This window comes from Bacillus sp. CBEL-1, assembly GCF_004348885.1.
In the GTDB taxonomy this organism is placed as follows: Bacteria; Bacillota; Bacilli; order Bacillales; family Bacillaceae_H; genus Priestia; species Priestia aryabhattai_A.
Map to the genome: position 1 here is coordinate 496,852 of NZ_SBIM01000013.1, position 12,791 is coordinate 509,642.

Genomic DNA, 12,791 nt, shown 5'->3' on the forward strand with positions numbered 1-12,791 from the left:
TAATATATCTATTGTACTTTATACCCCCGCACTCTCTTATTCATGCTAGAACATCATTATTATAAATCCTTTACCTCTTATGCTCTATTTTCAATATGTTCTTTACTATGTTATGTACAACCTTATTAATATTTGACATAAAAATAGACATGAATGATAAGCTGAACAATTCAACTTTCATTTCATGTCTATGGTGTAGCATTTGCTTTTTTAGCTAGTAAAAGCTGAATTGGCAATCCAACTATAAGTCCTGGAAGCACAGACAGCATCGGTAGCCAAATTGGCCCAAGCAATACCCCATTAATTTTCACTACTGAAGCATACATGATACCTACGGTTACGAAGTAAGCACAGCACGCAAACGGTATAAATGAGTAAAGAGGAGGTGCAGTAGCTTCTGCATCTTTAAAGCCATCCCACATCGCAAAAAAATACAAGCATGGGTAAAACATAATCCACTGCATGTCCACAGTGGCTAATGCCTGTTCCGTTTCACCTAAAAAACTTAATCGTATTGCAGAGTTAAAATGTGCGCCCATATTAATTAAAAATTCCAATGCTATAAACACAATCCCTTTTACGTACTGCTTGTTTAATAATTGACTAAACCCTGGTAGGGCAATATTCCACAGAATTGCTTCTAGTCTAGTCAAAAAATCGACTCTCACATTTTAGAATATGTACAGGGGGCACCTGGCTTCGTAATTGTTTTCTCATCCTTATCTACCTCGCATTGATTTACGAATAGTTTTAGTAAAGGCGAAAAATTTATACTCTTAAATGTAATTTTCTGTAAGGTTTTTTAACGCTATGAATCAAAGCAAGCTTTTTAATATTTACGAAGAGAAACAATATCTAAGCCTAACAGACGCTTTCTCAGGAACTGAAAGCATCTATTAATAATTCTTTCAAGGGTTTTTGTATCATTTCCTAAAATTCTAATGGCACATCCATTTATCGCCAATTTTGAAATACCTATACATCCATCCTGCTCTTTGCTTATTACTTCATCATACAACTCATCAATGACCGAATCGATAATGCCTTCAGCAATTGCTAAAAAAGAACCGAAATGCGTATAGCCCTCCATTTTCATAATCGCATGGATGTCTTCATGAGGAGATAGAAACAAGTGATCAAAAACCATTAACTGATTTTTTCGATAAATTTTCAACTTTGAGCGCACTGAATGATACTTAAATGTCTGTCCATCAGGTGACCACCCTGGTGTAATGATATCAGAGATAAAAAACGTTGCTTTTTCTTCCATATGTACAGTTGTTTCTTGTATAAAACGCGCACCTTCGTATAAAATAAGTGGATCTGGAAGGTATTCAACCACTGCTCCTTTTCTTAAGAACAGCTCTGTTTCTTGAAACACAGGTTCGTGTGGCGTTCGGTATACTTTTGTTGCAGCCTGTGTGGTCAAGCAAACATGTGCATCCTCTTTAGCTGTGATGCACGCTTTATAATGGTCCCCTCCAACATATCCACCTCCTACATGTAGAAGGTAGATTGTCGGGATATGCTCTTCCATGTAGATTGGACGAGCTACTTTAAAAGCTCCATCATGATATGTGTTATGAACAACCGTCTTATTTTTTACCTTGTGCGATTCAAGCTTTAAATAGCCTGTATAACTCATGATTCAATGCCGATAAGTAATACTTCTTTTTTAATCCACTGAATGACGTCAGCCAGCCCTTGATCCTTTTTCAAATTTGTAAATACAAAAGGCTTCTTGCCTCGTGCTGCAATTGTATCTTCTTTCATCACGTCTAAGCTTGCACCAACATACGGAGCTAAATCCGTCTTATTAATAATAAACAAGTCCGATTTAATCATCCCTTGTCCACCTTTACGGGGAATCTTTTCACCTTGAGCGACGTCAATGATATAAATAGAAAAATCCACAAGCTCTGGACTAAACGTTGCTGCTAAATTATCTCCGCCGCTTTCCACAAAAATCAGCTCAACGTCAGGATGTCTTTCAACCAGTTCATCGATTGCGGCAAAGTTCATAGAAGCATCTTCTCGAATAGCGGTGTGCGGACAACCTCCTGTTTCCACACCGATGATGCGTTCTTGAGGTAATACGCTGTTTTTCACTAAAAACTGAGCATCTTCTTTTGTATAGATATCATTTGTAATAACCGCCATGCTTAGCTCACTTTGTAATGCTCTGGTTAGCCTTTCTACAAGCATTGTTTTCCCCGCCCCTACAGGACCTCCTATACCAACTCTCATTGCATTCATTTTTTCGCCTTCACTATGAAGGCTTCCCTCCCTTATATTATTTTGTATTAAGACATAAATAAGCGGACGTGCAGACGTTCATGCTGCATTTGAGCAATTTCAAGCCCTGGCGTCATTGAACCAAGCTCACTCGAATCCGCACGAAGAATGTTCGTGACTGCTTGATCAATCTTTTCATGAAAAGCAAGTGAAATTCGCTGACCATCCGTTTGCCCAATTGGAATGCCACGAACTGCATTTTGAATAAGCGATGACACCGTAGCATACAAGTGCGTAGAAACAGCCGTTTGTTTACACACCCGTAATTGTTGAGCTATAATCGCAAAGACAATTGATGGATGACCAAAGCATTCTTTCCGTTGAATTTCGTGTTCATAGCATCTTAAAAGCTTGTTATTAAATAAATCAACACAAAGCTTTACCATTCTCTGACCAATTCTCCTTGTCCCTTCCCTTGTTTCTTTTGATAGCGTCAGCGCATACAGCTCTTGATCTAGCCCTATTATTTCCTGAAGATTCGCTTCTGACGCAAATTCGTATGCCAGCCGGCAAGCTAACCCATCTGTATAAGTAAGCTGCGTTTCTGTATACGTACTAAGAGCTTCAGAAAATGTATCGGCATTTGTGATTCGCTCTTTTTGTATATAGGTTTCCATACCAAACGAATGAGAAAAAGCCCCCGATGGAAAATTCGAATCACACAGCTGTACAAGCGCTAACAGTTGGTTAGTCATGACTATGTCCAATATGTCTAAATGCTTTTTGAACCGCTCTCTTTTCACGCTTATATGGAATTCTTAGTTCGTTAAGAAGCTCTTCAACTAAATAATCATATTGAACAAGCATTTCATTCTCTTCAAACTGCGCTGGCAAATGCCGATTTCCAAGTTGATGAGCAATCTCCCCCATCTGCTTAATACTTGTAGGTTGAATTGTTAATAAGTCATCTGCTACTACTTGAATGACAATCATATTTTTCTCATCCATATAAAGCACGTCACCATCTACAAGTTCACGACTTTCTTTCAGGCGAATTCCTAACTCTTTACCATGATCGGTGACAACTCGCTGCACGCGCTTTAACAGATGATCACTTTCCAAATACACTTTTTCAATATGCGGAGCTTTCTTTTCTAACGTAGCGACATTCCCAACAATTTGTTCAATTAACATTGCTTTCACCTCAAAATAAAAAGTATCGTTGTGCCATAGGTAATACTTCTGCTGGCTCACACGTAATTAATTCATCATCCACTCGTACTTCGTATGTTTGTGGATCCACATCAATTTTAGGCATTTCACCATTTAGCTTCATATCCGTTTTACTTAGTGAGCGAACCCCTTTTACAGGCTTAATCTGTTTCTGTAACTCCAAAGTTCGATGCACTCCGCGATTGTATGCAGCTTGCGAGATAAACGTTATAGCGGTTCTATTGCGTGCTTTTCCATAAGACGCAAACATTGGACGGTATAAAACGGGCTGAGGCGTAGGGATTGATGCATTAGGATCACCCATTTGACTGTGAGCAATCATTCCGCCTTTAACGATTAATTCTGGCTTTACGCCAAAAAATGCTGGCTCCCAAACCACTAAGTCTGCAAGCTTACCAGCTTCTACTGAGCCTACGTATTCTGAAATCCCATGGGTGATAGCTGGATTAATTGTATACTTTGCAATATATCGTTTAATTCGTTCATTATCACCAATACCACTATCGCCGTTTAACTTTCCTCTTTGCTTTTTCATCTTGTCTGCTGTTTGCCACGTTCTCGTAATCACTTCACCAACGCGGCCCATAGCTTGTGAATCAGAAGAAATCATGCTGAAAACTCCAAGGTCATGCAAAATATCTTCAGCTGCAATGGTTTCTTTACGAATACGAGAATCTGCAAATGCAATATCTTCTGGAACAGAAGGGTCTAAATGATGACAAACCATCAGCATATCCAAATGTTCTTCTAGGGTGTTAATCGTATAAGGTCTAGTTGGGTTTGTTGATGACGGGAGAATATTTTTAAAACTTGCCATCTTCATAATGTCAGGTGCATGTCCACCGCCTGCTCCTTCCGTATGATACGTATGAATGACACGATTTCCAATTGCTCTCATCGTATCTTCGACAAATCCGCCTTCGTTTAGCGTATCTGTATGGATTGCAATCTGCACATCATATTCATCCGCAACTTGAAGGCTTGTATCAATTGCTGACGCGGTGGTGCCCCAATCTTCATGAAGCTTAAGACCAATCGCTCCAGCCTCAATTTGTTCGATAAGAGGCTGCTTGGATGATGCGTTCCCTTTACCTAAAAAACCTACATTCATTGGAAAAGCCTCAGCTGCTTCTAACATCCGCTCGATATACCAAGCTCCAGGTGTGCACGTCGTCGCGTTTGTTCCCGTTGCAGGGCCAGTTCCTCCTCCAATCATCGTTGTAATTCCAGAAGATAAGGCGGTTTCGATTTGCTGTGGACAGATAAAATGTATGTGCGCATCAATCCCTCCAGCCGTCACAATTTTCCCTTCTGCAGCAATGATTTCAGTACTAGCTCCAATCACAATATCAACATCATCCATCAATAGTGGATTTCCTGCTTTTCCAATGGTTTGAATCATGCCATCCTTTACGCCAATATCCGCTTTGTATATCCCCGTATAATCCATAATGATGGCATTCGTAAAAACAAGATCTGCCGCTTCACTTCTTGTTGCAAGAGGATGCTGTCCCATTCCATCACGAATAACTTTTCCTCCACCAAACTTTACTTCATCACCATAGGTTGTAAAATCCTTTTCAATTTCAATAAAAAGGCTGGTATCAGCTAGCCTTACGGCATCTCCAACCGTCGGCCCAAACATATCTGCATACTGTTTTCTTGACATTTTAAAGCTCATGTTCGACCTACTCCTCTTTTAGCTCCCCCGTGGGTCCATTTGTTTTATTGTTTAATCCATATACATGCTTTGTTCCTGAAAAAGGTACAAGCTGGACCGTTTTAGGATCACCTGGTTCAAAGCGAACGGCCGTACCAGCAGGAATATTTAAGTGATAGCCAAACGCTTCTTTTCGATCAAATTCTAACCCGTAATTAACTTCGTAGAAATGAAAGTGAGATCCTACCTGAACAGGACGGTCCCCTCGGTTGGTTACCAAAACCTCAACTATCTCCTTATCTTTGTTACATACAATTTCATCTTTACGTAACTTGTATTCTCCGGGAATCACTTCTTCCCCCTCCTCTATCGAATTGGATCATGTACCGTCACAAGCTTTGTTCCATCTGGAAACGTTGCTTCTACCTGAATGTCATGAATCATTTCAGGAATACCTTCCATCACATCATCTCGCGACAATATTTGTGTTCCAAGCTGCATTAATTCAGCAACGGTACGACCATCTCTAGCTCCTTCTGTCATTTCATATGTAATAACGGCAACCGCTTCTGGATAGTTCAGTTTTAACCCTCTCGCTTGCCTACGCCTCGCGAGGTCTGCGGCGACAACCACCATAAGCTTTTCTTGCTCTCGCTGTGTGAGTTTCATTTAAATCTTCCTTTCTATACAACTAAATGCTTTTGAATGGCTTCTAAGTTGACATTCTTAGATTCTCCTTCTGCAACAATGCGACCATGATCTAAAATGTAAAAAAAGTCTGAGCAAGCCAGTGCTAAATCTACGTTATGTTCTACTAACACGATGCCAACACCTTGTTCTGTAGCAATTTTGATAATGACTCTTTCAATAAGTTGAACAATAGAAGGTTGTATTCCTTCCATCGGTTCATCAAGCAACAAGAGCTCAGGACTTCCTACTAAAGCACGGGCAATCGCAAGCTGCTGCTGTTGACCACCGCTTAAATCACCTCCTTTCCGCTGCAACATTTCATAAAGAACTGGAAATAACTCAAATACATGCGACGGAATAATTTCTTTTTTTGGCTTTTCTTGAAGTGCTTCAAGCCCTAACAATAAATTTTCTTCTACTGTTAATGTGGAAAAGATATCTCTCCCTTGAGGAACATACCCTATTCCTTTTTTTGCTCGCTGTTCTGGTCGTAGACTTTTTATAGATTGATTTTTCCAAACAACGTCTCCCGCACTCGGCTTCAGCAAACCCATTAATGTTTTCATTAACGTCGTTTTCCCAACCCCATTGCGTCCAAGAATTGCTACAATTTTCCCTTTTTCAACTTTAACTGAAACATCGCGTAAGATTGTGGTTTCGTCATACCCTGCTTGTAGATTTGCTACACTTAGCACGTTTGCTTCCCCCTCCCAAGGTATACTTCTTGAACGCGCTCATTTTCTTGTACATCTGTCATATTACCTTCGGAAAGTATTTTCCCTTCATGCATGACCGTAACTTGCTTTGAATACTTTCTGACAAAATCCATATCGTGCTCCACCACAAGTACCGAACACGTGTTAGAAATCTGATGCATTAACTCACCCGTTCTTTCGCGCTCTCTACCAGTCATGCCAGCAATAGGCTCATCTAACAACAGCAGGCTTGGCTCTTGCATGAGCTGCATCCCAATCTCTAACCATTGCTTTTGCCCATGCGACAGCTCTCCAGCTTGCTTGTACATAAAGTCTTGTAAACCAATTTGTTCAAGTGTTTTCTCAATTTGATTCTTTGTTTCTACCGTCATTTTGGCAAATAAAACAGAAGATAGACTTCTTTTTTGCTTGATTGATAGTTCTAAATTTTCAAATACACTTAAGTGCGAAAAAATAGAAGGGTTTTGAAATTTTCTCGCAATCCCCTTTTCCACAATTTTATGTTCTTGAAGACTACCTAGGTTAATTGTCTCTTCAAATAGTATGTTGCCGGATGTTACCTTTGTTTTCCCACAGATGACATCTAAAATTGTTGTCTTTCCAGCACCATTAGGTCCAATTAAAAACCGGACTTCATTCGGTTCAATCATTAAGTTAACCCCTTGCAAGGCTTTAAAACCATCAAAATCAACCATAACATTATCGCACCATAGTATCCGGCTCATGAGATTTCTCCTTTCTAGATTTAAGCTTTTTTAACTTGTTTTGTATAGATTGAACAAGTCCAGCTATACCGTTCGGTAAGAACAACACAACTACAATAAACAATAAACCTAAAAAAATCAGCCAAATATCTGGATATGTTTCGCTAAATAAACTTTTCGCACCATTTGTAAAAATTGCACCAAACACAGCACCAAGAAGGGAGTGTCGCCCTCCAATCGCTACCCATAAAACCATTTCAATAGATGGTATAATTCCCATCATTGCGGGTGAAATAATCCCTACCTGAAGAACAAATAGCATGCCTGCTACACCAGCAAAAGCAGCTGATAAAGAATAGACAAACACTTTATAAGAAGCTGGATTGAACCCTAGGAAGCGGACGCGGTCTTCACCATCGCGTATAGCAATTAATACTTTTCCAGCTCTACTTTTAGTTAGCCAAATGGAAAGTGCAAACACAATTGCTAATACACTTACTGTGACAAAGTAAAGAATTTGTTGAACAAATGGGTCTGCTAATGACATTCCAAAAAATGTGGAAAAACTGGTGAGACCATTTGTCCCTCCTGTTAAGTCTTGTTTTCCAATAAATAAAGTAACAACTACTACAACAACTGCTTGAGAGATTAATGAAAAATAAACTCCTCGAATGCGATTTTTAAACGTAAAGTAACCAAGGGCTGTTGCTAAAAACATTGGGACTATAATCCCTGCACCAATGGCAAAAGCAGGATTAGCAAACGGCTTCCAAAGAGCAGGAAGAGTCGTCACACCGCTCCATTCCATAAAATCGGGAATACCAGTTGTCGATCCTTCTAGCTTTAGATACATGCCCATACAATAAGCACCTAGTCCAAAAAACACGCCATGCCCTAAGCTTAAAATACCTGTATACCCCCATATTAAACAAATACCTATCGCTACAATTGCATAGCATAAAAACTTTGCTAATAATCCTAAACGGAACTCTTGTAAGAAAAGTGGTGCTCCTAGAAAACCAATAAGTACAACGATGTATAAAGCATATGTGCGATTAAATGTCATAAACAATCCTCCTTTAATCCAATGAGCGTGTTCGCATGCTTACAAGGCCTGACGGCTTCCATTGTAAAAATGCAATAATTAGTGCAAACACAATTACTTTTGCAATAGTGGCGCTCGTTGTATATTCAATCGTTGTACTTAAAATTCCAATCCCTAAGGCACCAATCACGGTTCCTGTCAGCTTTCCAATCCCTCCTAATATGACAATCATAAATGCATCAATAATATAGTTGGTACCAATTGAAGGTCCGATCGGTCCAATAATTGTAAGTACGCAACCAGCAAGGCCAGCAAACCCTGAACCTAACGCAAAAGCATAGCTATCTACTTTTTTAGTTGACACTCCTAAGCAAGAAGCCATTTGTCGATTAAGCATAACAGCTTTCATTTTCCGACCCATTGCTGTTTGATAAAGAAAATAAGAAACACCCAGTAAGCTAAAAATAGCTAACCCTAAAATAAAGAGCCTTTTATACGGAAGGGTTGCTCCGAGAACACTAATTCCACCGTCTAGCCACTCTGGCGTTTTAACTGCTACATTCGGAGCTCCAAAAATAGAACGCGCAGCTTGTTGTAAAATTAAGCTAACTCCCCACGTAGCTAGCAAACTATCTAACGGACGATCATACAAAAAACGAATAACGGTTTTTTCAATGGTTATTCCTAACAATGCACTGATTAAAAAAGCTAACGGAATCGCTAGAATAAAATAATAAGCAAGCATTTGCTGAGGTAAATATGAAGAAACAATTTGTTGTACAACGTAAGTAGTATAAGCACCAACCATAATTAATTCCCCATGCGCCATATTAATTACGTTCATTAATCCAAACGTAATCGCTAGCCCTAACGCAATAAGAAGCATAATTGATCCTAAACTTAATCCATTAAAGAGCTGTGTGACAAAAATAGACAATAAAATGACTCCTCTCCATCTTTAAAGATAAGATGTACATTGAGTACATCTTATCTTTTGAAAGCTTAGTAATCACAATCACTATTTCTTATTGCTTAGTGAGGCCCCCCATTTATAGCTTTCAAGGTATGGATCAGGCTTAATTGATTCGCCAGAGTTCCATACTTCTTTAAACTGACCATCAGCTTGAACTTGACCAATTCGGGCTGTTTTCCATATGTGCTGGTTAGTTCCTTCTATTTTTACTAATCCACTCGGCGCATTAAATTCAATTCCATCAGCTGCTTCCTTTACTTTATCGATATCGAAGCTTCCTGCTTTCTCAACTGCTTTTGCCCATAAATGAACAGCTGTATAAGCAGCTTCTATTGGGTCACCCGTTACTCGATCATCACCGTATTTGTTTTTATAGTTTTCTACAAATTCTTTATTTTCAGAGGTATCCGTGGTTTGATAATAGTTCCAAGACGCATAATGCCCCTCTAACACGGAGGCACCAATTCCTCTTATCTCTTCTTCCGCTACGCTCACAGATAGTACTGGAATATCAGCAGCAGTAATCCCAACATCTTTTAATTGTTTAAAAAAAGCAACGTTACTGTCACCATTTAAGGTATTGAATATCACATCAGGCTTCGCATCTTTAATCTTACTAATTAGAGTACTATAATCTGTGTGTCCAAGAGGTGTATACTCTTCTCCAGCTAACGTGCCTCCTTCTGCTTTCAACTGAGCTTTAATGACTTTGTTAGCTGTTCTTGGAAACACATAGTCTGAACCGATCAGAAAGACTTTTTTCCCTTTATTTTCAAGAAGCCATGTAACAGCAGGCACAATTTGTTGATTAGTTGTGGCCCCTGTATAAAATATGTTAGAGGAAGACTCCATTCCTTCATATTGAACTGGATACCAGAGTAAGCCGTTATTTTGTTCAACTACAGGTAGCATCGCTTTGCGACTGGCTGACGTCCATCCTCCAAAGATTGCTGCCACTTGATCTTTTTGCAAAAGTTTTTTTGCTTTTTCAGCAAACGTGGGCCAATCAGAAGCACCATCTTCAATTACAGGCTCGATTTTTTTACCAAGCACTCCTCCTGATGCATTGATTTCATCAATTGCCATCAATTCTGCATCGCGCAATGACACTTCACTAATAGACATGGTTCCACTTAATGAATGCAAAACTCCCACCCTCACCGTGTCTCCAGATGTATCTATAGTAGCTTTTTGTCCTTCTGTACCAGTTGCTTTCCCACAACCTGCAACAACAAGTGCTGAGACTGCTATAGCTGATAAAACTGATTTCCAACGAATTGATTTCAATCATGCCACCCCTTATCAAATTCTAATTATCTGTGTTATAATTAGAATTAGGCATACATACCCCAATTTGTTATGCCCAATTCAAGCTTCTCACCGCCATGAGAAGCTTTTTTATGTATCCTCCCTCCTTTTACATCATCATGTTATTTTTCCTCACATCTGATGATATTTTTAATTATAATAAATTTTCTGACAAAATCAAGGTGTTTTTTGAAACCTTTTCCAGAAAGCGCTAACATTAAAGGTGTTTTCTCATAAAATATTCGCTTTCCGTACGGAAAGAAAAAGAGATGCCTGAAATCAGGCATCTCTTTTTCTTATCAACTATTAATTTAATACTGTAATGTTAACTGTTTTACGACCCCATTGCTCTGCATCAGCTTGTGCAGGAACAAATACGTCGATTTTATTACCTTTAATCGCTCCGCCAGTATCAGCAGCGATTGCTTCTCCATATCCTTCAACATATACTTTTGAACCTAATGGGATTACGCTAGGATCTACAGCAATTACTTTTTGGTTTGGATTTGCTTTTAAATCTACTCCCGTAGCAGTTACACCACTACATCCTTCACAGCTAGCTGTATAAGCAGTTGCTTCAACTGTTAACTGCTTACCGTTCTGTTGTGATTGTTCAGCAGGTTGTTCCTCTTTAGCTGGCTCAGGTTGTGGCGCTGGTGCAGCCGCTTCCTGAACTGGCTCTTGTTTTTGCTCAGCTTCTGGTGCCGGTTGTTCGGCAGGCTCTTGAGCTGGTTCTTCCTTTGGTGCCGGCGCAGCTTCTTGCACAGGTTCAGCTTTTGGTGCTGGAGCTGGTTGTGCTACAGCTTGTGAACCTCCACTTGTTTCAATGGCAAAGACCTGTCCTGGAATGATAAGGTCACTTCCTAATCCGTTCCAAGCTTTAATTTGCTCTACTGTTACGCCATATTCTTGGCTAATTGACCATAATGTATCGCCGCGCTCAACTTTATGTGTAATCTCTTTTATAATTGATACATTTAAATTTTGTTCTGGGTGAATAATCGTTGATGTTAAGTTATTTGCATCTTTTAATTCGTCAACGCTCACATCATGGTTTTGAGCGATGCTCCACAACGTATCACCTTTTTGTACTTGATACGTTTCGTTTGCACTTGCAGATGCTCCACCTGCAAGCCCTGCTGAAAGGATTGCTGTTGTTCCTAGAGTAAATATAAATTTCTTCATTTACGAATACCTCCTTATTTACTCAATGACTGAATGATATCACCTAGAGATTGCACAGCCATTACAGGAACATTCAACTTCCATTACAAAAATAACGCTTTTTTAACATGAAACTGTAATTTTTCTGATAATTTGTCCATATGCTTCAATAATTTCCATTTATTTGGTGTTTTTTACAAACAAATCTTCCTATTCCTTTTTATCCATAAAAAAAGCACCCTAATTGTTAGATAATTCTATCAATTAGGGTGCTTTTCATCAATTGCATCCATGTGGTTATTTATTTTTTATTAAAGCCTTGTTTCTCTACGTACTCTTTCATATACATACGCGTCGGGTTCGATAGCATATGAGCCATTTGACCAGTCCACGTATCGTTTCTGTTTCCATTTGTACGCTCATTATAATAAGAAGAAATCTGTTCATTATAAGCTTGCAATTCTTCAATAAACTTATTGTGATCTTGCTCGTATACTTCTTCATGATACACATTAGCTTGAGGTAAACGAGGCTTTTTATCCGTATCGGTAGCCGGATACCCAATCGTTAAACCAAATAGTGGCAGTACGCGACTAGGGAGCTTTAATAATTCTTGAACATCTTGAAGCTGATTTCGAAGTCCACCGATATAACAGATTCCAAGCCCCATCGACTCTGCAGCAATTGATGCATTTTGAGCTGCTAAAGCTGCGTCGATTAAAGCAACCATGAATTTTTCAGTACTTTCAAGGGACTCAGATAAATCTTTGCCCTCCATTTCAGCAATAACATCGTGCCTATGCAAGTCTGCACAAAAAAGAAGCAAGTGACCATTTTGGGCAACATAAGGTTGATTACCCGCTAGTTCAGCCAAGCGATTCTTAGTTTCTTGATTTTTAATTCCAATTATTGAATATGCTTGTATATAGCTTGAGGTAGAAGCTGCTTGGGCACTTTCTACAATTTTATGAACCTGCTCATCTGTTAAAGGTTTATCTTGATATTTCCTCACTGAGCGATGACTTAAAATTGTTTCAATAACTTCGTTCATTTTTTAGAACCC

The 12,791-nt window shown here is 39.2% G+C and carries 14 protein-coding genes and 1 pseudogene; all 15 read right to left on the reverse strand.

Features of this window, described 5'->3' with window-relative positions; genetic code table 11:
* Positions 1-188: 188 nt before the first annotated feature.
* On the reverse strand, positions 189-653 hold the full coding sequence (locus EPL02_RS12480) for a hypothetical protein (RefSeq protein WP_094910403.1): 465 nt from the start codon (positions 651-653) through the stop codon (positions 189-191).
* A gap of 176 nt (positions 654-829) precedes the next feature.
* On the reverse strand, positions 830-1,645 hold the full coding sequence (locus EPL02_RS12485; protein WP_131887892.1) for an urease accessory protein UreD: 816 nt from the start codon (positions 1,643-1,645) through the stop codon (positions 830-832).
* Positions 1,642-2,256 carry an urease accessory protein UreG gene (gene ureG, locus EPL02_RS12490; protein WP_094910405.1) on the reverse strand — a complete coding sequence of 205 codons (615 nt, stop codon included), beginning with the start codon at positions 2,254-2,256 and terminating at the stop codon, positions 1,642-1,644. Before ureG ends, EPL02_RS12485 begins: the two co-directional genes overlap by 4 nt.
* Before the next feature lie 47 nt (positions 2,257-2,303).
* Positions 2,304-2,990, reverse strand: coding sequence for an urease accessory protein UreF (locus EPL02_RS12495; protein ID WP_094910406.1), 687 nt, complete (start codon positions 2,988-2,990; stop codon positions 2,304-2,306).
* Positions 2,983-3,429 carry an urease accessory protein UreE gene (gene ureE / locus EPL02_RS12500; protein ID WP_094910407.1) on the reverse strand — a complete coding sequence of 149 codons (447 nt, stop codon included), beginning with the start codon at positions 3,427-3,429 and terminating at the stop codon, positions 2,983-2,985. The genes EPL02_RS12495 and ureE overlap by 8 nt, the downstream gene beginning before the upstream one ends.
* A gap of 10 nt (positions 3,430-3,439) precedes the next feature.
* On the reverse strand, positions 3,440-5,149 hold the full coding sequence (gene ureC, locus EPL02_RS12505; protein WP_094910408.1) for an urease subunit alpha: 1,710 nt from the start codon (positions 5,147-5,149) through the stop codon (positions 3,440-3,442).
* A gap of 7 nt (positions 5,150-5,156) precedes the next feature.
* A complete protein-coding gene (locus EPL02_RS12510) occupies positions 5,157-5,480 on the reverse strand; it encodes an urease subunit beta (RefSeq protein ID WP_094910409.1) in 324 nt (107 codons plus the stop codon).
* 14 nt (positions 5,481-5,494) lie between these two features.
* Positions 5,495-5,797: an urease subunit gamma gene (locus EPL02_RS12515; RefSeq protein WP_094910410.1), complete on the reverse strand. Its 303-nt coding sequence runs from the start codon at positions 5,795-5,797 to the stop codon at positions 5,495-5,497.
* A gap of 14 nt (positions 5,798-5,811) precedes the next feature.
* Positions 5,812-6,513, reverse strand: a complete 702-nt coding sequence (urtE, locus tag EPL02_RS12520) for an urea ABC transporter ATP-binding subunit UrtE (RefSeq protein WP_094910411.1) — start codon at positions 6,511-6,513, stop codon at positions 5,812-5,814.
* Entirely contained in the window at positions 6,507-7,259 is a 753-nt protein-coding gene (urtD, locus tag EPL02_RS12525; RefSeq protein ID WP_094910412.1) for an urea ABC transporter ATP-binding protein UrtD, read from the reverse strand. The genes urtE and urtD overlap by 7 nt, the downstream gene beginning before the upstream one ends.
* Positions 7,234-8,304, reverse strand: a complete 1,071-nt coding sequence (gene urtC / locus EPL02_RS12530) for an urea ABC transporter permease subunit UrtC (RefSeq protein WP_131887893.1) — start codon at positions 8,302-8,304, stop codon at positions 7,234-7,236. Before urtC ends, urtD begins: the two co-directional genes overlap by 26 nt.
* Before the next feature lie 13 nt (positions 8,305-8,317).
* Positions 8,318-9,220: an urea ABC transporter permease subunit UrtB gene (gene urtB / locus EPL02_RS12535; protein ID WP_094910414.1), complete on the reverse strand. Its 903-nt coding sequence runs from the start codon at positions 9,218-9,220 to the stop codon at positions 8,318-8,320.
* Between the two features lie 81 nt (positions 9,221-9,301).
* Positions 9,302-10,543 (reverse strand): urea ABC transporter substrate-binding protein, encoded by a 1,242-nt coding sequence (gene urtA, locus EPL02_RS12540; protein ID WP_094910415.1) that lies wholly within the window; start codon positions 10,541-10,543, stop codon positions 9,302-9,304.
* A gap of 327 nt (positions 10,544-10,870) precedes the next feature.
* Positions 10,871-11,161: pseudogene (locus tag EPL02_RS21375) on the reverse strand (3D domain-containing protein); the annotation flags it as partial.
* 868 nt (positions 11,162-12,029) lie between these two features.
* Positions 12,030-12,779 carry an oxygen-insensitive NADPH nitroreductase gene (nfsA, locus tag EPL02_RS12550; RefSeq protein WP_131887895.1) on the reverse strand — a complete coding sequence of 250 codons (750 nt, stop codon included), beginning with the start codon at positions 12,777-12,779 and terminating at the stop codon, positions 12,030-12,032.
* Positions 12,780-12,791: the final 12 nt, after the last annotated feature.

Coding starts and splice junctions, on each gene's coding strand:
- EPL02_RS12515 (WP_094910410.1), bottom strand. CDS start 5,797: ATGAAACTCACACAGCGAGAGCAAGAAAAGCTTATGGTGGTTGTCGCC.
- EPL02_RS12495 (WP_094910406.1), bottom strand. CDS start 2,990: ATGACTAACCAACTGTTAGCGCTTGTACAGCTGTGTGATTCGAATTTT.
- urtD (WP_094910412.1), bottom strand. CDS start 7,259: ATGAGCCGGATACTATGGTGCGATAATGTTATGGTTGATTTTGATGGT.
- ureC (WP_094910408.1), bottom strand. CDS start 5,149: ATGAGCTTTAAAATGTCAAGAAAACAGTATGCAGATATGTTTGGGCCG.
- ureG (WP_094910405.1), bottom strand. CDS start 2,256: ATGAATGCAATGAGAGTTGGTATAGGAGGTCCTGTAGGGGCGGGGAAA.
- ureE (WP_094910407.1), bottom strand. CDS start 3,429: ATGTTAATTGAACAAATTGTTGGGAATGTCGCTACGTTAGAAAAGAAA.
- EPL02_RS12485 (WP_131887892.1), bottom strand. CDS start 1,645: ATGAGTTATACAGGCTATTTAAAGCTTGAATCGCACAAGGTAAAAAAT.
- urtC (WP_131887893.1), bottom strand. CDS start 8,304: ATGACATTTAATCGCACATATGCTTTATACATCGTTGTACTTATTGGT.
- nfsA (WP_131887895.1), bottom strand. CDS start 12,779: ATGAACGAAGTTATTGAAACAATTTTAAGTCATCGCTCAGTGAGGAAA.